Raw genomic sequence first — 18,903 nt, 5'->3', positions numbered from 1 at the left:
GTCCCCGAACTTCAAGGAGCACGCGTGGAAATCCGCATCGGCATCATCAACACCGGCCGCGAACTCAGCTTCGACACCGCCTCGAGCGCGGACGAGGTCCGCACGCAGGTCTCGACCGCGCTGGAGCAGAACGCCACGCACGTGAGCTTCGCCGACGTCAAGGGCAACTCCTACATCGTGCCGACCGCGAATCTCGCCTACATCGAGCTGGGAACCGAGGAGTCCCGCCGCGTCGGCTTCGTCGCCTGATCCGACGATGTACATCCTCCTCGCACTCATCGGAGCGTGCGCGCTCGGGATCGCGGTGCACTTCATGATCGCCGACCGAGAGCTGCGCGGAGTGGCGCTCGCCCCGGCCATCGCGACGGCCGCGTCGGCGCTCCTCTACACGGGTCTGCAGTGGGCGGGCGTCGGCGAAGACAGCATCTGGCTGTGGCTCGCGAGCGTTCTGGGCGCTGTCGCGATCGCGGCGCTGGCGACATGGGCGACCACTCGTCTGCGCCGCCGGTCCGATGCGGCGGCCCGCGCCGCGCTCGGCATCTGACGTCGGCGTCGTCCGCTCAGGAGGCGAGCCCCATCGCATCCATACGGCGTGCGTGTGCACCCATGAGCTCGGTGTAGACCGGCTCGATGCGGTCATCCGACACTTCGAGCAGTTCCGGCCGCAGCGCCGAACGGCAGACGAGGATCGTGTCGCCGACGAGACGCCGCGCCCACATCGACAGGAGCGAGCGCCACTCCTCGTCGCTCTCGATCGTCTCCTGGATGATCGCGACGATCTCATGGCGCGCGTCGTCCTCGCGGAGGACCTCGGCTGCCCGCCGCCCGATCTCGCCGTAGCTCGAAGCGAGTGCGAGGTAGAAGTCGTCGAGCATGCCGGCGGTGATGTAGACCGCCAGCAGCGTCTCGCGCGGTCGCGCGCCGATCGTCTTGCGTCGGAACGCGTCGAGGTTCTCCCGGAACGGGAGCATCACCTGCGTCGGGTCGTCGCCGCGCTCGGCGATGAGGTCGACGATGCCGCGGTGCTTGGTCAACGCCGCACCGGCCGCACGGGACAGGGACTCCTTCTCCGACAGTTCGGGTGTCGCGCGGATCAGCCGGGTGAGGGTCTCGAAGTAGCCGAGCTGCAGATACGCGGCCTGACCGAGGAAACGGTCGAGCTCGGGGGCGAGCTCGGCGAAGTCGATGCGCGTCGCGTCGCTCTGCTCCCCTCGGCTGCGCAGAGCGAGGGTACGTCGGGGCGCGTCTTCGCGCTGCCAGAACCACTTAACCACGAGGTCTTCCTCCCGAGTCCACCACGACGTTCACAATACCCGCGCCGTCGCCTCCTTCCTGGTCCGCACCACCCCTCGGGTAGGCTGGGCGTGTCCCCGCCGTCGGAGCGGGGCCCCGCGCCTGTGGCACAAGAGACGGCGTGGCTCCGTTTACGTGGCGATCCCGCAGGGTCGCCGGACAGGCAATCTGAATAAAGTGACAACTTTCGCCGATCTCGGCATCGATCAGGACATCGTCGACGCACTCGCCGCGAAGGGCATCGTCGACGCGTTCCCCATCCAGGAGCAGACGATCCCCCTCGGTCTTCCCGGCCAGGACATCATCGGCCAGGCGAAGACCGGAACGGGAAAGACCTTCGGCTTCGGCATCCCCGTCGTCCAGCGGCTCGGAAAGGACCCGGAGCACGGTGTCAAGGCGCTCATCGTGGTGCCGACCCGCGAGCTCGCGGTCCAGGTGTACGAAGACATCGATCTGCTCACCAGCAACCGCTCGACGAGCGTCGTCGCCATCTACGGCGGCAAGGCCTACGAGGGTCAGATCGATCAGCTCAAGGCCGGCGCGCAGATCGTCGTCGGAACTCCCGGGCGTCTGATCGACCTCGCCGGACAGCGGCTGCTCGACCTCTCGAACGCGACCGAGGTCGTGCTCGACGAAGCGGACAAGATGCTCGACCTCGGCTTCCTCGCCGACATCGAGAAGATCTTCCAGAAGGTCCCGGCGGTCAGGCACACCCAGCTATTCTCGGCGACGATGCCCGGCCCGATCGTGGCGCTGGCCCGTCGTTTCATGACGAACCCGATCCACATCCGCGCGAACGACCCCGACGAGGGCCTCACGCAGGCCAACATCAAGCACCTCGTCTACCGTGCGCACTCCATGGACAAGGACGAGGTCATCGCCCGCATCCTGCAGGCCGAAGGCCGGGGCAAGACCGTGATCTTCACCCGCACCAAGCGTGCGGCGCAGCGCCTCGTCGACGAGTTGAGCGATCGCGGCTTCAACGTCGGCGGCGTGCACGGCGACATGGGCCAAGACCAGCGCGAGCGCTCGATGGCCGCGTTCAAGGCCGGCAAGAAGGACGTGCTCGTCGCGACCGACGTGGCCGCCCGAGGCATCGACGTCGACGACGTCACCCACGTGATCAACCACACCATCCCCGATGAGGACAAGACGTACCTGCACCGCGCCGGCCGCACAGGACGCGCGGGCAAGACGGGCATCGCGGTCACCTTCGTCGACTGGGAGGACCTGCACAAGTGGGCCCTCATCAACCGCGCCCTCGAGTTCGGCCAGCCGGAGCCCATCGAGACGTACTCGTCGAGCCCGCACCTCTACGAAGACCTCGACATCCCCGCCGGAACGAAGGGCCGCCTCGTCTCCGCTCCGAAGACGGAGTCGGTGAAGACGGAGCGCACCCGCCGTCCGGAGCGCGCTGCCGACGCAGCCGCCGAAGGTACCGACGAGGGCGGCACGCGTCGCCGGCGTCGTCGCCGCAACAGCACCACCCCGGTCGGCTCGACCTTCGTCGAGGGCGCCGCCGAGACGTCTTCCGGCGAGGGAGAGTCCTCCCCCGCGCCCCGCGGCGCCGAGGGGCAGGCACCCACGACGGTGCAGGCAAGGAGCACCACGACGGCAAGCCGGCTCCGGCGCGCCGCCGCCGCCGTCGTCGCGGCGGCTCCGGCGCGGGCGCCGCACCCGTCACGGGGGCCTGAGACACGATCGCCTCACGAAGGGCGCGTGCAGCGGAGGGTCATCCGCGGCACGCGCCCTTCGTCGTCCGCGTCACGCCGAGGTCGGCGACGCGTCAGAGTCGAGCCCTCGCCTCGTCCTCCCGGAGCAGCGCCGCAGGCACCTGCGGCGGATACACCCAGGCGACCAGCACGACCGAGATGATCATCAGCAGGAACCACGAGCTCAGCTTGCTCAGGGACACGGGCTGCCATCCCTCGGCCTGATCGGGATATGCCCATGCACCCGCCCACGTTCCGATGTTCTCCGCGAGGTAGATGAACAGGGCCACGCCGGCGAACACCACGAGCAGCGGGAGCCTGATCGTCCGACGCCAGATGCGTGCGTGCATCACGGTCGGCAGCCACAGCACGACGACACCGGCCAGCAGCACCCAGCGTGCATCCCACCACCAGTGATGCGCGAAGAAGTTGACGTAGATCGCCGCCGCGAGGACGGCCGTGATCCAGCGGCGGGGGTACCGGGTGAAGCCGAGGTCGAACAGGCGGTAGACGCGCACCATGTACGAGCCGACGGCCGCATACATGAAGCCGCTGAACAGGGGAACCCCGCCGATGCGGAGGAACCCGTCTGCGGCATACGCCCACGAGCCGACATCGGTCTTGAAGAGTTCCATCACGGTGCCGGTGATGTGGAAGAGCACGATGACCCACAGCTCGCGGCCGCTCTCCAGCCGGAAGACGAGCATCGCGATCTGGATGAGGACGGCCGCGATCGTCAGCGCGTCATTGCGCGCGAGGGCCGCGTCGTCGGGGTACCACAGCCGGGCTGCGACGATCACGACCAGCAGCGCCGCGCCGAAGATGCACGCCCATGCCTGCTTGAGGACGAAGACCGTGAATTCGATCAGGCCGGCGCGGATGCCGTCCGCCGGGGCGTCGCGGAGAAGGCGGTGAGCGATCCCGTCGACGCGGCGCTCCAGAGAGGTCGCTCGCTGCATGCCAGGAAACCTAGCGGTCCCGGTCGACAGGTCGCCGGGAGATGGCCGACAGAGTGCCGAGGATCAGGGAAACCGCGGGGCTGTGCCCGTCGCGCGTGCTATGAGCCGGGCGACCATCTCGTCGGACGTGGTGTTCTCGCCGGGGCGGTTCGGCTTCCCGCTGCCGTGGTAGTCGCTCGAGCCGGTGACGATGAGGTCGTGCTTCGCGGCGAGCTCGCGCAGCACCCGCTTGCCCGCTGCCGTGTTCTCCCGGTGGTCGATCTCGAATCCGCCGAGTCCCGCAGCGATCAGGCGCTCGATGAACGGCACTGGCATCATCCGATCGCGGCCGGTGGTGACGGGATGCGCGATGATCGCCACGCCCCCGGCCTCGGTGATCAAACGGACGGCGGTCAGCGGGTCCGGCGCGTAGTGCGGCTCGTAGTACCCCTCGCGGGGGTGCAGGATGCCGTCGAACGCCTCTGTCCGGTCCCGCACGATACCCCGCGCGACGAGCGCGTCGGCGATGTGCGGCCTCCCCACCGTGGCATCCATGGTCGTCTGCGCGACGACATCGTCCCAGTGCAGGTCGTAGTCGCGGCCGATGCTGCGCACGATGCGCTCGGCGCGGCCGATGCGGTCGCCGCGGATCCGGTCGGTCTCGGCGCGCAGGGCCTCGTCGTCGGGGTCGAACAGATAGCCCAGGACGTGCACGCTGCGCCACTCGTGCTTCGCCGACAGCTCCATGCCGGGGATGAAGGTCATCCCGAGTCCTGCGGCGGTCTCGGCGGCCTCTCCCCATCCCGTCGAACGGTCGTGGTCGGTGAGGGCGGCCGTCCGGATCCCGTGTGCGTGCGCCTGTCGCATCACCTCGGCCGGCGACTCCGTGCCGTCGGAGTGGTTGGAGTGCAGGTGCAGGTCGGCGGGACCGGCGAACCCGGAGGACGGAGTGGCCATCCTCCGAGCGTACCGAGAGCCGCACGGCCGAGACGCGCAGGCGCTCGGAAACGGGATGTCGAGGCAGGGACTTCACAGGGTGCGCTCCTAGGCTGGAAGGGATGTTTCGACTACTGGGGATCCTCTTCACCGTGCTGCTCGCGATCGCGACGGCGGTCGTGGTGTGGCCGCAGTTCTTCCGCCTCGAGCAGACCTACCCGTTCGCTCAGCTCGTCTCGGCACAGGGGCTGGTCCTCGGCGGCTTCCTGGTGGTGGCGGTGCTCGCCCTGCTCCTGCTGTTCGCCCGCCCGCTGCGCGGATTCGCCGCCTCGGTGCTGATCGTCGCCCTCCTCGGCGCCGGAGCGACGGGTCTGATCGGCGTCACCCGCGGGTTCGGCGCTGCCGACCTCCCCGCGAAGACCGAGAGCAGCGTCCGCGTGCTCACCTGGAACACGGCGGGCGAGGCCGTCGCCGCGGAGGAGATCGCCCGGCAGATCCTCGATCAGGGTGCCGACATCGTCGCTCTCCCCGAGACGACCGAGGCCGTCGGCGAGCGCATCGCCATCATGCTGCGGGAACAGGGGCACCCGATGTGGGTGCACCACGTGCAGTTCCGCCCCGACATCCCGGACGGGCCCCAGTCCTGGCAGACCACCGTGCTGGTCGCCCCCGACCTGGGTGAGTACTCCGTGATCGAGTCGTCGAAGGACGGCTCGAGCAACACGGGTTCCGTGCCGAGCGTGGTCCTGATGCCTGTCGACGGCTCCGGCCCCACCATCGTCGCCGTGCATGCCGTCGCCCCTCGCATGGAGGAGATGCGGCAGTGGCAGAGCGACCTGCAATGGATCGCCGACCAGTGCCCCGCCGGCGACTTCATCCTCGCCGGCGACTTCAACGCGACGATCGATCACATGGCTTCTCTGGGGGTGGAAGGCGGCGACATGGGCTATTGCCGCGACGTCGCCTCTCGCACGGGCAGCGGTCTCGCCGGCACCTGGCCGAGCTCGCTCCCCGCCCTCGCCGGCGCACCGATCGACCACGTGATGGCCTCCCAGAACTGGACGCCGACCGGTTCGGTCGTTCTCGACGACGCCGGCGGCAGCGACCATCGCGCCCTCGTCGTACAGCTGGAGCCCGCGGGCTGATGTCCCCCTGCCGCCCTGCAGATGACAGACTGGAGGGATGAGCACCGGAGAGCGCGACACGATCGCAGAAACCCCGTCGAAGCGTCCGCCGAGAACAGCACCACGAACCGCAAGCAGCCGTTCCCCCAGGGCTTCCTCGACACGATCTCCACCGGCTGGGCCGAGCGCCCTGAGACGCTCCCTGCCCCGCGCGCACAGGCGGCGTACGCGGCCGTGCGCCGTGCCGCGGTCTCTGCGGCGTTCCCCGGGCGACGACTGGTGCTCCCGGCCGGCGCGCTCAAGCAGCGCAGCAACGACACCGACTACGTGTTCCGTGCGCACTCCGCCTTCGCGCATCTGACCGGGTGGGCGTCCGACGCCGAACCGGACTCCGTCCTCGTGTTCGCCCCCACCGACGACGGGCACGACGTCACCCTGTACTTCCGCGAGCGCGCCGACCGCACGACCACCGAGTTCTACGCCGATGCGACGATCGGCGAGTTCTGGATCGGACCGCGTCCGTCCCTCGCCGGCGTCGCGGCCGACCTCGACATCGCGACGGCGCACCTGCACGAGCTCGAGCCCGTCGACGGCGAGCTCGTGCTCGACGAGGACGAAGCCCTCACCCGCTTCGTCTCGGAGCTGCGCCTCATCAAGGACGAGTTCGAGATCGCCGAGATGCGGCGTGCCGTGGAGATCACGGCGAAGGGCTTCGACGACATCATCCGCGAGCTGCCCTCCGCCGTGGCTCACGCGCGCGGCGAGCGGGTCGTGGAGGGCGTCTTCCACCGTCGCGCCCGCGAAGACGGCAACGGCGAGGGATATGACACGATCGCCGCGTCCGGTCCGCACGCGTGCTATCTGCACTGGACCCGCAACGACGGCACGGTGGTTCCCGGCGACCTGATCCTCGTAGACGCCGGCGTCGAGGCCGACAGCCTGTACACCGCCGACATCACCCGCACCCTGCCGGTCTCCGGCACGTTCACGGAGGTGCAGCGTCGGGTGTACGAGACGGTGCGCGAGGCCGCGGACGCCGCATTCGCCGCCGCCCAGGTGGGAGTGCGTTTCCGCGACGTGCACGGCGCCGCCATGAAGGTCATCGCCCAGCGCACCGCCGAGTGGGGCCTGCTCCCCGTGTCGGCCGACGAGGCGATCGATGCCGACAAGGGCGGCCAGCACCGTCGGTACATGGTGCACGGCACCTCGCACCACCTCGGCATCGACGTGCACGACTGCGCGCAGGCCCGGCGGGAGATGTACTACGACGGCATCCTGACGCCCGGCATGGTGTTCACGATCGAGCCCGGTCTCTACTTCCAGATCGACGACCTCACGGTGCCCGCAGAGCTCCGCGGCATCGGCGTCCGCATCGAGGACGACATCCTGATGACCGAGGACGGTCCCGTGAACCTGTCGGCGGACATCCCGCGCACGGCCGACGAGGTCGAGGCGTGGATCGCACGACTGCAGGGTTGACGGCCGCGGATGCACGACTCCGAGCTCGCGGTCGACGACGCGCTCGCCAGGAGCCTGATCGGCGCAACGTTCCCCGACCTCGCTGATCGGGAACTTCGCCGGGTGCACACCACCGGCACAGTCAACACGATCATCCGTCTCGGAGACGACCTCGTGGCGCGTTTTCCTCTCCTCCCAGCCACACGCGCGGAGGTGGAGGCCGAGGGGCGGGCGCTGACGGCCTTCGCGGCGTCGTCGCCGTTCCCGGCCCCCTGCCGCACGGGGCCGGGGGCGGAAGCGATGCGTACCCGTCCGCCTGGTCTGTGCAGACCTGGGTCCCCGGCGACACCGCGCACTCCGGCGCCCATGCGACGTCCGTCTCCTTGGCGCACGACCTGGCCATCCTGATCCTGGCGCTGCGGTCAGTCGACCCCGGCGGCCGGGTCTTCGACGGTCACGGACGCGGCGGCGACCTCGCCGACCACGATGAGTGGGTGACGCAGTGTCTGGTGCGCAGTCGTCACCTGATCGACGTTGGGCGCGCGACGGCGCTGTGGTCGACGCTCCGCGAGCTCCCCGTATCGGGGCCGGACGTCATGAGCCATCGCGACCTGACGCCGTTCAACCTGCTCGTCGACGAACGCGGCGGCGAGACGCGTCTCTCGGGGGTCCTCGACGGCGGCGGATTCGGCCCCGCCGACCGGGCGCTCGACCTCGTCGCGGCATGGCACGTCTTCGACGCGCCGGCGCGGCAGGTGCTGCGCGACGAGGTCGGCGCCGGGGAGATCGAATGGCGGCGCGGCGCTGCGTGGGCCTTCCAGCAGGCGATCGGGCTCGGCTGGTACTACGAGGAGTCGAACCCGGAGATGAGCGCGCTCGGGCTTTCGACACTCCGGAGGATCCTGGCCGACCCTGAGCTGTCCTCGCTCGTCTAGAGGCCGATGAACGCGGCGACGACCGGCGCGAGCGATGCCCCGATCTCTGCGGCGGGACGCTTGCGCCCCTTCACCTCGAAGGTGTGACCTGCCCCCTCGATCCACTCCACGCGGGCATCTCGACACGAAGCGACAGCTTCCTGGAACTGCGGGATCGGTTGGATGAAGGGATCGTTCGTCCCCTCCACGAAGAGCTGGGGCACGTCGATCGCGGGCAGATGCTCCACACGGGGCTTCTCCGGGCGACCCGGTGGATGCAGCGGATAGCCGAGGTAGACCAGGCCGTCGACCTCGAGGCCGTCGGCCACCGCCATCGAGGCCATACGTCCGCCGTAGGACTTGCCGGCCGCCCACACGGGTGCCTCCGCATCGTGCGCGCGGGCGAAAGCCACGACCGCGTTCCAGGTCGCGATCGCATGTGCGGCGGGCCCCGGCATCCTCCGGCCCTGCTCCACGTACGGGAAGTTGAACCGCAGCGTCGAGAAACCGCGCTCGCCGAGCGCATCCGTGAAGCCGGTGAGGAACGGGTGGTCCTTGCCGGTTCCTGCACCGTGGGCCACAGCGACGATCGCGCGGCCGTCCCCGGGACTCCAGTCCGCCGAGACCGTCGTGGTCCCGGTGGGGAGCTCGACGCGGATGTCGGTCATCGCACGCGCGGGGACAGCGTCACCGTCATGCCCTGCCGCCCTCGACGCCAGGCGCGCCGGGGTGGAATCGGAGTCGGTCGACTCTGCGGCATCGCCCGCTTCCGGCGTCGGCTCCGTACCCGGCTCGGCGACGGGCTCGGCCACCGGGTCCGCTGGGCGCGGCGGGATCACGGGCTCCTCCGGTGCCGGAGCAGGCGCCGTGGCGCCCGGAGCGATCCGCTCGCCGTACTTGGGCGGCTCGTCGAGGTTCACCGGCGGACGCACGGGGGCGACCCTGGCTGCCCCCAGCACCTGACGCGCCTTGGCGAGCGAGGCTGCCAGCACGGTGACCTCATAGTGGTCGGCCGCGAACTGCGTGACGCTCGCGAAATCGCGCCGGCGTCGGACGATCGCGTACGTCACGAGGCTGAGGATCATGCCGACGGCGACGCCGATGAAGACGAAGCCGACGAAGAGCTGGATCGGCACCTCGGGATTGCCGAGCACGAGGATCGCCGAGAGGAACAGGCCGATCAGGACGCCGTTGATCGCACCGGAGCGCGCGGCCGCCGCATAGCCCAACTTGCCGGTGACCCGCTCGACCGTCCGCACGCTCTGCCCGACGATCGCGATGTCCCGTGCAGGCACCTCCCCGCGATCAGCTTCGACACCGTCTTCTGCGCGCTCTCGTAGTCGCGCATCGAGGCGACGATCTCGCCAGTCTCCGTGCCGCTCGCGGGGCGGTTCAGCATGCTCATCCGGCTATTCTTCCACGCGTGCCGATGGACGGCCCGAAGCGCGGCCATCCGCCGCAGGACGAAGCCGCCGACTACTCTGGAGAAGTGAGCACACAACGGGTTTTCGCCGCGCGCCTGGCCGGGTGCGCCGTCTTCGACCCCGTCGGCGACCGGCTCGGCAAGGTCCGGGATGTCGTCGTCGTGTATCGAAGTACCGCGGCGCCCCGTGTGATCGGCCTCGTCGTCGAGATCCCCGGGCGACGACATGTGTTCCTCTCGATCGGCCGGGTCACCTCGATCCGCTCCGGACAGGTCATCACGACGGGGCTGATCAACGTGCGGCGCTTCTCTCCCCGCGCCGGTGAGGTGCGTGTGCTCGCAGAGATGCTGGGACGGCGGGTCAGCTTCGCCGACGGCAGCGGAACCGCCGTCATCGAAGACATCGCGATCGAGCCGAACCGCCTCGGCGAGTGGGCGATCAGCCAGCTCTTCCTCCGCCGTCCGAAGACCAGCGCCTCGCCGTTCGCGAAGGGCCCCACGACCTTCGCGGCCTGGAGCGAGGTCGCCGAGGAGCGTGCGCCCGGCGAGTCCCAGTCGGCCGAGCAGCTCATCGCGTCCTACTCGGAGCTGCACGCGGCCGACCTCGCCAACACGCTCCTCGATCTCCCCCAGCAGCGCATGATCGAGGTCGCCGAAGAGCTCTCGGACGACCGCCTCGCCGATGCCCTCGAAGAGATGCCGGAAGACGAGCAGGTGCACATCCTCGATCGTCTGGGAGATGAGCGCGCCGCCGACATCCTCGATCAGATGGAGCCCGACGACGCGGCCGACCTGCTCGCTCAGCTGGCACCGGACCGTCTGGAGCAGCTTCTGGAGCTCATGGAGCCGGAGGAGGCCGAAGACGTCAGGATGCTGCTGCGCTACGGGCCCGACACCGCGGGCGGTCTGATGACTCCAGAGCCGATCATCCTGTCCGCCGACGCCACGGTCGCCGAGGCTCTGGCACTGATCCGGCGGCACGAGCTGCATCCCGCGCTGGCCGCCGCGGTCTTCGTGACCCTTCCCCGTTCGAGACCCCGACCGGACGCCTGCTCGGGCTGGTACACTTCCAGCGGATGCTGCGCTATCCGCCGCACGAGCGTCTCGGGGCCATCCTCGACGACAGCCTGGAACCCGTGCCGGTGACGGCATCCGCCGCCGAGGTCGCGCGAATGCTGGCCAGCTACGACCTCGTCTCGCTGCCCGTGATCGACGCGGCGCACCGCCTCGTCGGGGCCATCAGCATCGACGATGTGCTCGACTACCTGCTCCCCGACGACTGGCGATCCCACGACAGCGATGACGCTCCGTCGACGGCGAAAGAGACACGCTGATGGCTCGCTCTCCCCGTCTCGATGCACCGGGCCGCAGCACCACCCGTCCTCGCACGACCTCACGAGACCGGTTCGGCAGGTTCACGGAGTGGGTCGCTCGGGCGATGGGCACACCTGCTTTCCTGCTCATCCTCAGCCTGTTCTGCGTGGTCTGGATCGTGTGGAACACGCTCATGCCGGAGAGCGTGCGCTTCGACGACGCCGCCCTCGGGTTCACGGCGTTGACGCTCATGCTGTCTCTGCAGGCGTCCTATGCCGCACCGTTGATCCTGCTCGCGCAGAACCGGCAGGACGACCGCGACCGCGTGCAGATCGAGCAGGACCGCCAGCGCGCAGAGCGCAACCTGGCCGACACCGAGTACCTCGCTCGCGAGATCGTCGCTCTGCGGATGTCGCTCGAGGAGCGCAATTCGCAGATCGTCACCCGCGACGTGCTGCGGCAGGAGTTGAAGGCCCTTCTCGCGGAACTCGAGGAGACGTCGGACACTCCTCGGCCGGACGCGGACTCGTGACGGAGTCCGACCGCGTCCGTGCAGCCGTCTCCGCCGTGACGGATCCCGAGCTGCGGCGCCCCATCGGCGACCTCGACATGGTGCGGGAGATCTCCGTCGACGGCGACAGAGCCCACGTCGGCATCGTCCTCACGATCGTCGGCTGCCCCGCTGCGGCGCGCATCGAGTCGGATGTGCGGCAGGCGGCGGCGTCCGTCCCCGGTATCGCCGCCGTCGATGTCGAGGTGGGTGTGATGACCCCGGCCGAACGCAAGGCGCTCACCGAGAAGCTCCGCGACGGCAGGCCGCCTCGGCAGATGCCCTTCGGCCCCGACTCGCTCACGCGGGTGATCCTCGTCTCGAGCGGCAAGGGCGGCGTCGGCAAGTCGACCGTCACCGCAAACCTGGCCGTCGCCCTGGCCGATCAGGGTCTCGCCGTCGGTCTCGTGGATGCCGACGTGCACGGGTTCTCGATCCCCGGTCTGCTGGGAATCCCGGCCGGTACGCAGCCGACGCGCATCGACGACCTGATGCTGTCGCCGGTCGCGCACGGCGTCAAGACGATCTCGATCGGGATGTTCCTGCGCGACGGCGAGTCGGTCGTGGCATGGCGCGGACCGATGCTCCACCGCACCGTGCAGCAGTTCCTCACCGATGTCTTCTTCGGCGACCTCGACGTCCTCCTCATCGACATGCCGCCCGGCACGGGTGACATCGCGATCTCGATCGGCCAGCTGCTGCCGCACGCGGAGGTGCTCGTGGTCACCACGCCGCAGACGGCGGCCGCCGAGGTCGCGATCCGCAGCGGTCTCGTCGCCCGGCAGACGGGTCAACGTGTGATCGGGGTCATCGAGAACATGGGGGCGTACACGCTCCCCGACGGCACGGTGATCGATCTGTTCGGCTCCGGTGGAGGTGCCGCCGTCGCCGACGCGCTCTCCGAACCGGGAGCCCCGGTGCCGTTGCTCGCATCCATCCCGCTGAGTCCCGCGCTCCGTGAAGGCGGCGATGCCGGGATCCCGATCGTCGCGGCCGAGACATCCGACGCGGCGGCCACGACGATCCGCGATCTCGCCCGCTCCCTCGCCCGGCAGGGTCGTGGCCTCTCCGGCCGCTCGCTGCCGATGTCGATCGGCTGAGCGCGCGTGGAAGGATGAGACGATGCCTCCCCGTTCCCTGACGGTCGACGAGAGCCTGCTGCGTCGGATGGCGCGCGACGCGGCGATCTACTCGCTCACCCGCCCCGTCGCCATCGTCATGTGGGTCGCCCTCGCCGGCGCGTTGACGCTCAGCATCCTGAATCAGAGCACGCCGCGCGCTCCCGGACAGGAGCCGCCATTCGGTGCGGGCTGGATGCCGACGATCGTCCTCGGCCTCGCCGCCTACGCGGTCGTGATGTCGGTAGCCACCGCGCGACGTGCCGTCCGCACCGCCATGCCCGTCGAGACGGTCGTGTGGGTCACGGTGGACGACGACGCGCTGAAGCTGGGCAGCGGAGACCGCCGCTCGGACATCGCGTATGCCACGTTCCAGAACATGCGGGTGGGCAAGGATGCCGTGCTGCTCAAGGTACGCGGGGCCTCCGTGGCCACGGCGATCCCCCGTGCTCTGCTCACGGACGAAGACATCGCCGCGCTGCGCTCCCGGATCTCCTAGGCAGCGGTCAGCGAACAGCGGCCGCGCCCGGATCGCCTCCCTGCGTGCGCGACACCCTGGCACGCGTGACCAGTCGCCGGATGAGGATGACTGCGGGGAGCAGCACGACGATCAGCGGGCAGAAGACGGCGCCGAAAGCGAGCAGCGTGCCGACGGCGAAGTCGCTCCCGCCGGTGCGTCCGAGGCCGATGGAGCCGCGCCCGAAGGCGTCACCGGCGACCAGGAATTCGCCGTCGTACGTGTCGAGGGAATCATCGCAGATCACCGTGTACGTACCCGCCTCAGCGGAGGTGAACTGCGTGCTCTGCTCGAAGCCGGGCTTCGGCGTCATCCACCAGAGCGTGTCGTCCCACGACAGGGACGGTCCGCCGTACTGCGGCGCCTCCGCGGCATCGGGTCCCGTCGCCGTGCACTGCATCGTACCCAGCATCGCGGAGATCCCGCTGCCCCAGATGCCGACGCGTTCACCGGCATCGAGGTCGACCGAGACGGCCGACCCGAGGGGCTCGGGGTGCGCATCGCCGACGGATGCGGCCACCGGCAGCACCCACAGCACCCAGATCAGCGCGCCGACGCATCCGCAGAAGGCGGAGAATCCGAACGCCACGGCATCGCGATGCGCGAGCCGCGCTCCCCTCACGTGGCTTCGGGGTCGAACGGCGGACGATTGGTCGCGCTGAACTCCTGAGGAATCGCGCGGGGAGCGACCGGCTCCGCGATGGTCTGGCGCGCCTGCGTCGGTGTCGGCGTCTGCGGTTCCTCGAACAGCGCATCGCGGATGATCCGGCGCGGGTCGTACTGACGAGGGTCGAGCTTGCGCCAATCGACGTCGTCGATCTCCGGGCCCATCTCCTGACGCATCCGGCTCTTGGTGTCGCGGAGGTACTCGCCGGCCTTGCGGACCATGCGGGAGAAGCTCTCCGCGGCCCGCGGGAGACGCTCAGGGCCGATGATGAGGACCGCGATGAGGCCGATCAGCAGCAGCTTCTCGAAGGTGAGCCCGAACGTCATCTCTACAGGCTACCGCCGCGCCTGCGTTCCCCGCGCGCGCCGAGCGAATACGCTGGGAGGAATCATCAGGGCAGGCAGGGAGAACAGGCCATGAGCGAGCACGACGCGAACGCGCGTTTCCTTCGCGAATCCATCGTGGAACCGGACTCGATCGCCCGCGCCAGAGCGCACGCGGTCGAACTGGGAGCAGCACCCGTCAGCGCGGTGGTCGGCTCGCAGATCGCGGTGCTCGCCGCAGCCACGGGCGCTCGATCCGTCGTCGAGATCGGCACCGGCGCCGGCGTCTCAGGGCTCTGGCTGATGCGAGGCGCCCCGCAGGCCGTTCTGACGTCGATCGACAACGAACCGGAGCATCTCGCCGCCGCACGTCAGGCGTTCTCCGATGCGAAGGTGCCGTCCACACGCGTGCGCTTCATCACGGGTCGCGCCATGGACGTGCTCCCGCGCATGAACGAGGCGTCGTACGACATCGTGCTGGTGGACGCCGACCCCGAGCACATCATCGAGTACGTCGAGCACGGGCTGCGTCTCGCCCGCGCGGGCGGAATGGTCCTCGTCCCGCGCATCCTCGCCGGAGGACGCGTCGCCGACCCGGTGCAACGCGACGAGGTCACGTCCGCATACCGGTCGCTCGTGCAGGAGACGCAGGAGTCGTCTGCGGTGCTCGCGACCGTGTCGCCTGCCGGCGAGGGACTCCTTCAACTGATCCGTCTGGCCGATCGGGACTGACCCGAGCGCCCCCGGGTTCCGGGAATCGACGAAGGGCGGGGGATCCGAGGATCCCCCGCCCTTTCGGATCCGCGGATGCGGACCCCTGGTCGATCAGGCCGGCGCCACGACGGCGGCGAGCACGTCGTGGAGTTCCTTGGCCTCGGCGTCGTTCACGGAGACGACCAGACGGCCGCCGCCTTCGAGTGGAACGCGCACGATGATGAGTCGTCCTTCTTTCACGGCCTCCATAGGTCCGTCTCCGGTCCTCGGCTTCATCGCTGCCATCGTGGCTCCCTTTCCTCCGGTGGTATGGAACGAGTTTATCGGGTGTCATCGGGACCTGGAGGTCACCGAGCAACATTGGGGTCGCAGAACGGTGTCACGGCACCTGCCAGAACGTGCTCCCGTGCGCATACACGTGAGAGATCCAGAACCACTGGCCGAGGAGACAGAGCGCCAGGACCCCGATCCTCCACGCACGTGATCGAGGTACCGCGACGGCGCCCCAGAGCGGGCTGAGAGGCAGCAGCAGCCGGAACGTGCTCGACTGCGGGAAGAACACGGCCAGCAGGTACAGCAGGTAGCTGGCGCTCCAGAGGCGCAGATCGCTTCCGAGAGCCCGCACCTGCGGCGAGTACAGGAGTGCCGCTCCGGCAGCGACGACCGAGAGCGCGAGCGCGATCGGCCCCCACCATGAGGGCAGACCCCAGAGTCCGAACCAGAACTGCGAGGCCTGCACCCAGCCCTCGAACGGCACGAACCCGTCGACGCCGCCGACGATCCAGTGTCGACGCCAGGCGAGTTCGGTCGCGAGGTAGGCGCCGGGATCGCCGGTCACGACGCCCGCGATGACCTGCCAGGCGAAACCGGCCGTCGTCGCCAGCGCACCCAGCGCGATGATGTGTGCGATCTCACGGCCGGACAGCGGATCCTCCCTGCGGCGGATCCAGCGGGTGATCCCGTGCAGCCCGAGGAAGAGCGCGAACGCCAGGATGCCGGGGCGCGTGAATGCCATCACCGGAATGAAGAGGTACAACCGGGCGTAGTGGCGTCTGGTCGTCGCATCGAGCGCGAGGAACAGCAGCAGCAGGAACAGGGTCTCCGCGTAGCCGACCTGGAACATCGCCCCGAGGGGTCCCGCCGCGAAGAAGACCACCGCCCACAGCGCCGCGGAAGCGCCGACGCGATCCCGCAGCAGCCGGTGCAGGGCGAGGCAGGCGAAGTACCCGGCCACGAGCGAGATCAGGAGCGCACCCGCTCCCCACGAGCCGAACACGAACCCGACGGCCTTCGCGGCGTATGCGAACACCGGCATGAAGGCCCAGGCGTTCTCGGCGACCTCGCCGGAATCGGTCAGCGGGAGCTCGCTCGGGTACCCGTTCTCGGCGACGAGCCAGTACCACTGCGCGTCCCAGCCGAGCACGAAGTCCGCGAGTCCCGGGTCTGCCCCGAACCGCGAGAACGAGGTCGACAGCGATGCGGCGAGCACGAGGAACAGCGTCGTCACGACGCGCGCCGCGAGGTACACGACGGCGATGCGCAGAGCCAGGGGTGACTGCGCCCAGCGGCGGGCTGCGCTCAGTGCGAGGTGAGCCATGCGCGCAGGCCCCGCTCCACGGCGTCGATCTGCGCGAGCGGCACCCGCTCCTCGTCGTGGTGAGCGAGATGCGGGTCACCGGGGCCGTAGTTCACTGCGGGGATGCCGAGCGCGGAGAACCGGGCGACATCGGTCCAGCCGTACTTCGGACGCGGCTCCGCGCCGACGGCGGCGACGAACTGCTTCGCGATCTCCGCATCGAGTCCGGGGCGGGCACCTTCTGCGGCATCCGTGATCTCGACGTCGAAGCCCGCCAGCACCCCGCGCAGGTGCGCTTCCGCGTCGGCAGCGGACTTGCTCGGAGCGAAGCGATAGTTGACCTCGACCTCGCAGGCGTCGGGGATGACATTGCCGGCGACGCCACCCGCGATGCGCACCGCGCTCAGGCTCTCGCGATACAGCAGCCCTTCGACGAGCACCTCCCTGGCCCGGTACTCCGCGAGACGGGTCAGGATCGGCGCGGCGCGATGGATGGCGTTCTCCCCGATCCACGCGCGGGCGCTGTGCGCGCGCACCCCTGTCGTGCGCACGATGGCTCGCATCGTGCCGTTGCATCCGCCTTCGACTTCGCCGTTGGAGGGCTCCCCGAGGATGGCGAAGTCCGCCTGGAACAGGTCGGGCCGGACGGCTGCGAGGAGTCCGAGCCCGTTCTTGGTGGCTTCGACCTCCTCGTTGTCGTACCACATCCAGGTGATGTCGACGGCCGGGTCGACGAGCTCCGCCGCGAGCTTGAGCTGCACCGCGGTGCCGGCCTTCATGTCGACGGTGCCGCGTCCCCAGAGGTGGGGGACGCCCTCGATCTCGACGTCTCGCGTCGGCAGGTTCTCGTTGATCGGCACGGTGTCGATATGTCCGGCGATGGCGACACGCTGTGCGCGTCCGAGGTTCGTGCGGGCGACGATCGTGTTGCCGTGCCGGATCACCTCGAGATGCGCGAGGGGGGCGACCGCCTGCTCGATCGCGTCGGCCAGCGTCTTCTCCTCGCCGGAGACGCTCGGGATGTCGCAGATCGCACGGGTGAGGTCGACGGAGGACGCGGTCAGATCGAGCACCATGCGTCAAGCCTACTTACCTCGTCATGAGTGACGTCGCACGGAGCGGAGCGCGCTAGCGTTGAGGGATGAGCGACGCGCGCACGGTATGGGGTATCGGACTGACCACGATCGCCGGAGACGGCACGGTTCTCGACGCCTGGTATCCGGAGGTGCGCACCGGCCGCGCGGCCGCCGACGACGCCGCCGTCGCCGCACTGGAACCCCTCGTCGGACGTGATGACCGCCGCAACGTCAGCGTCGAGCTCGTTCAGCTCGAGATCGACCTCGACGCCGCCCCGACCTCGACAGCCGACGCGTATCTCCGCCTTCATGCGCTCTCGCACCTCGTGGTGCGCCCCAACGACCTCAACCTCGACGGCATCTTCGGACACCTGCCGAACGTCGCCTGGACGAATGCGGGCCCTGTGCTCCCTGCGGACGCGGCGCGTCTGCGCGCACACCTCCAGCGCGCCGGCATCCAGGTGCAGGGACTCGACAAGTTCCCCCGGCTGACCGACTACGTGCAGCCGAGCGGTGTCCGGATCGCGGATGCCTCCCGTGTGCGCCTCGGGGCCCACCTCTCCCCCGGGACGACGGTGATGCACGAAGGTTTCGTGAACTTCAACGCCGGGACGCTGGGGGCCTCCATGGTCGAAGGTCGCATCTCGCAGGGGGTGGTCGTCGGCGACGGCAGCGACATCGGCGGTGGTTCCTCGATCATGGGCACGCTCTCCGGCGGGGGCACCCACCGTGTCTCGATCGGCGCGCGCACCCTGCTGGGCGCGAACGCGGGTATCGGCATCTCCCTGGGCGACGACTGCGTCGTCGAAGCGGGCCTCTACGTGACGGCGGGGACGAAGATCGTGCTGGTCGACGGCCCTGTGACAGCGGACGGCGGACGGCGGACGGTGAAGGGCGCTGAGCTCTCCGGCCAGGATGGGCTGCTGTTCCGCCGCAACTCCCTCAGCGGTGCCGTCGAGGCCGTGCGCCGGGCCGGCGTCGGAGTGACGCTGAACGAGGCTCTGCACGCCTGAGCGGAGCAGGTGAGGGAGTCGTCGACACCCTCGCGGCGGATCGGTCGACTCGCGCTGCATGGGCGCATGCAGGCTCCGACCCGTCCGCACTGGTAGACTGTTGTCGTTGCACAGACCGCCGGTCTCGCAATATCGTCGTCGTCACGGGGTCTCCGAGGACCGAAGCGAGCGGAACTGCTCCCATAACCAGCATGAGCTGGCCTTTCGAACGGCGAACCGATGCGCACCTCCTGCGCC

Annotated in this window: 20 protein-coding genes and 2 pseudogenes; 12 read left to right on the top strand and 10 right to left on the bottom strand. The window is 69.5% G+C overall.

Features of this window, described 5'->3' with window-relative positions; all coding sequences use genetic code 11:
* Window positions 1-24: 24 nt before the first annotated feature.
* Complete coding sequence (locus tag K1X59_RS07405) at window positions 25-249, top strand: DUF3107 domain-containing protein (RefSeq protein ID WP_183152333.1); 225 nt, start codon at window positions 25-27, stop codon at window positions 247-249.
* Between the two features lie 7 nt (window positions 250-256).
* Window positions 257-544, top strand: coding sequence for a hypothetical protein (locus K1X59_RS07400; RefSeq protein ID WP_183152332.1), 288 nt, complete (start codon window positions 257-259; stop codon window positions 542-544).
* A gap of 16 nt (window positions 545-560) precedes the next feature.
* Here the strand turns inward: K1X59_RS07400 and K1X59_RS07395 are convergent, their stop codons facing one another.
* Window positions 561-1,274 carry a ferritin-like fold-containing protein gene (locus K1X59_RS07395; RefSeq protein WP_183152331.1) on the bottom strand — a complete coding sequence of 238 codons (714 nt, stop codon included), beginning with the start codon at window positions 1,272-1,274 and terminating at the stop codon, window positions 561-563.
* Window positions 1,275-1,470: 196 nt separating this feature from the next.
* Between K1X59_RS07395 and K1X59_RS07390 the strand changes: the two genes are divergently transcribed.
* On the top strand, window positions 1,471-3,168 hold the full coding sequence (locus K1X59_RS07390; RefSeq protein WP_244632497.1) for a DEAD/DEAH box helicase: 1,698 nt from the start codon (window positions 1,471-1,473) through the stop codon (window positions 3,166-3,168).
* Here the strand turns inward: K1X59_RS07390 and K1X59_RS07385 are convergent.
* Both K1X59_RS07385 and K1X59_RS07380 read right to left on the bottom strand, forming a co-directional pair.
* Window positions 3,080-3,964, bottom strand: a complete 885-nt coding sequence (locus K1X59_RS07385; protein ID WP_183152329.1) for a DUF817 domain-containing protein — start codon at window positions 3,962-3,964, stop codon at window positions 3,080-3,082. The genes K1X59_RS07390 and K1X59_RS07385 overlap by 89 nt on opposite strands.
* Window positions 3,965-4,027: 63 nt before the next feature.
* Entirely contained in the window at window positions 4,028-4,900 is an 873-nt protein-coding gene (locus tag K1X59_RS07380; protein WP_183152328.1) for a PHP domain-containing protein, read from the bottom strand.
* A 101-nt stretch (window positions 4,901-5,001) separates the two neighbouring features.
* On the opposite strand from K1X59_RS07380, the gene K1X59_RS07375 reads away from it, so the two are divergent.
* From K1X59_RS07375 to K1X59_RS07365, 3 genes are all read left to right on the top strand, one after another.
* Window positions 5,002-6,024 (top strand): endonuclease/exonuclease/phosphatase family protein, encoded by a 1,023-nt coding sequence (locus K1X59_RS07375; protein WP_220174083.1) that lies wholly within the window; start codon window positions 5,002-5,004, stop codon window positions 6,022-6,024.
* A gap of 21 nt (window positions 6,025-6,045) precedes the next feature.
* Window positions 6,046-7,482 carry an aminopeptidase P family protein gene (locus K1X59_RS07370; RefSeq protein WP_258567151.1) on the top strand — a complete coding sequence of 479 codons (1,437 nt, stop codon included), beginning with the start codon at window positions 6,046-6,048 and terminating at the stop codon, window positions 7,480-7,482.
* 251 nt (window positions 7,483-7,733) lie between these two features.
* Window positions 7,734-8,396 carry a phosphotransferase gene (locus K1X59_RS07365; RefSeq protein WP_396652587.1) on the top strand — a complete coding sequence of 221 codons (663 nt, stop codon included), beginning with the start codon at window positions 7,734-7,736 and terminating at the stop codon, window positions 8,394-8,396.
* Here the strand turns inward: K1X59_RS07365 and K1X59_RS07360 are convergent.
* Window positions 8,393-9,043: an alpha/beta family hydrolase gene (locus tag K1X59_RS07360; RefSeq protein WP_183152326.1), complete on the bottom strand. Its 651-nt coding sequence runs from the start codon at window positions 9,041-9,043 to the stop codon at window positions 8,393-8,395. The genes K1X59_RS07365 and K1X59_RS07360 overlap by 4 nt on opposite strands.
* A gap of 495 nt (window positions 9,044-9,538) precedes the next feature.
* Window positions 9,539-9,634 (bottom strand): annotated as a pseudogene (locus K1X59_RS22815) (hypothetical protein); the annotation flags it as partial.
* A 230-nt stretch (window positions 9,635-9,864) separates the two neighbouring features.
* Between K1X59_RS22815 and K1X59_RS07350 the strand changes: the two are divergent.
* The 4 genes and pseudogenes from K1X59_RS07350 to K1X59_RS07335 all read left to right on the top strand — a co-directional run bounded on the left by K1X59_RS07350 (window position 9,865) and on the right by K1X59_RS07335 (window position 13,279).
* Window positions 9,865-11,132 (top strand): annotated as a pseudogene (locus K1X59_RS07350) (magnesium transporter MgtE N-terminal domain-containing protein).
* Window positions 11,132-11,644 (top strand): DUF1003 domain-containing protein, encoded by a 513-nt coding sequence (locus K1X59_RS07345; RefSeq protein WP_183152325.1) that lies wholly within the window; start codon window positions 11,132-11,134, stop codon window positions 11,642-11,644. Before K1X59_RS07350 ends, K1X59_RS07345 begins: the two are co-directional and overlap by 1 nt.
* Window positions 11,641-12,762 carry an Mrp/NBP35 family ATP-binding protein gene (locus tag K1X59_RS07340; protein WP_220174082.1) on the top strand — a complete coding sequence of 374 codons (1,122 nt, stop codon included), beginning with the start codon at window positions 11,641-11,643 and terminating at the stop codon, window positions 12,760-12,762. The genes K1X59_RS07345 and K1X59_RS07340 overlap by 4 nt, the downstream gene beginning before the upstream one ends.
* A 22-nt stretch (window positions 12,763-12,784) precedes the next feature.
* Window positions 12,785-13,279 (top strand): YcxB family protein, encoded by a 495-nt coding sequence (locus K1X59_RS07335; protein WP_220174081.1) that lies wholly within the window; start codon window positions 12,785-12,787, stop codon window positions 13,277-13,279.
* A 7-nt stretch (window positions 13,280-13,286) separates the two neighbouring features.
* On the opposite strand, the gene K1X59_RS07330 is transcribed toward K1X59_RS07335, so the two are convergent.
* Complete coding sequence (locus K1X59_RS07330) at window positions 13,287-13,886, bottom strand: hypothetical protein (RefSeq protein ID WP_183152323.1); 600 nt, start codon at window positions 13,884-13,886, stop codon at window positions 13,287-13,289.
* Window positions 13,887-13,915: 29 nt separating this feature from the next.
* The gene (locus K1X59_RS07325) at window positions 13,916-14,290 is read right to left on the bottom strand and encodes a twin-arginine translocase TatA/TatE family subunit (protein ID WP_183152322.1); all 375 of its coding nucleotides are present in this window, start codon (window positions 14,288-14,290) and stop codon (window positions 13,916-13,918) included.
* A gap of 90 nt (window positions 14,291-14,380) precedes the next feature.
* On the opposite strand from K1X59_RS07325, the gene K1X59_RS07320 reads away from it, so the two are divergent.
* Window positions 14,381-15,019 (top strand): O-methyltransferase, encoded by a 639-nt coding sequence (locus tag K1X59_RS07320; protein WP_183152321.1) that lies wholly within the window; start codon window positions 14,381-14,383, stop codon window positions 15,017-15,019.
* A 93-nt stretch (window positions 15,020-15,112) separates the two neighbouring features.
* Here K1X59_RS07320 and K1X59_RS07315 read toward each other — a convergent pair whose 3' ends face one another.
* The 3 genes from K1X59_RS07315 to dapE form a co-directional block, all read right to left on the bottom strand.
* Entirely contained in the window at window positions 15,113-15,286 is a 174-nt protein-coding gene (locus tag K1X59_RS07315; protein WP_017203323.1) for a DUF3117 domain-containing protein, read from the bottom strand.
* 94 nt (window positions 15,287-15,380) lie between these two features.
* On the bottom strand, window positions 15,381-16,598 hold the full coding sequence (locus K1X59_RS07310; protein WP_183152320.1) for a hypothetical protein: 1,218 nt from the start codon (window positions 16,596-16,598) through the stop codon (window positions 15,381-15,383).
* A complete protein-coding gene (gene dapE / locus K1X59_RS07305) occupies window positions 16,580-17,653 on the bottom strand; it encodes a succinyl-diaminopimelate desuccinylase (protein ID WP_183152319.1) in 1,074 nt (357 codons plus the stop codon). The genes K1X59_RS07310 and dapE overlap by 19 nt, the downstream gene beginning before the upstream one ends.
* A gap of 65 nt (window positions 17,654-17,718) precedes the next feature.
* Between dapE and dapD the strand changes: the two genes are divergently transcribed.
* Complete coding sequence (gene dapD / locus K1X59_RS07300) at window positions 17,719-18,666, top strand: 2,3,4,5-tetrahydropyridine-2,6-dicarboxylate N-succinyltransferase (RefSeq protein WP_220174080.1); 948 nt, start codon at window positions 17,719-17,721, stop codon at window positions 18,664-18,666.
* Window positions 18,667-18,903 lie beyond the last annotated feature (237 nt).

This window comes from Microbacterium sp. Se5.02b (assembly GCF_019464375.1).
GTDB lineage: Bacteria > Actinomycetota > Actinomycetes > Actinomycetales > Microbacteriaceae > Microbacterium.
This window is presented reverse-complemented; position numbering and strand designations above follow the sequence as displayed.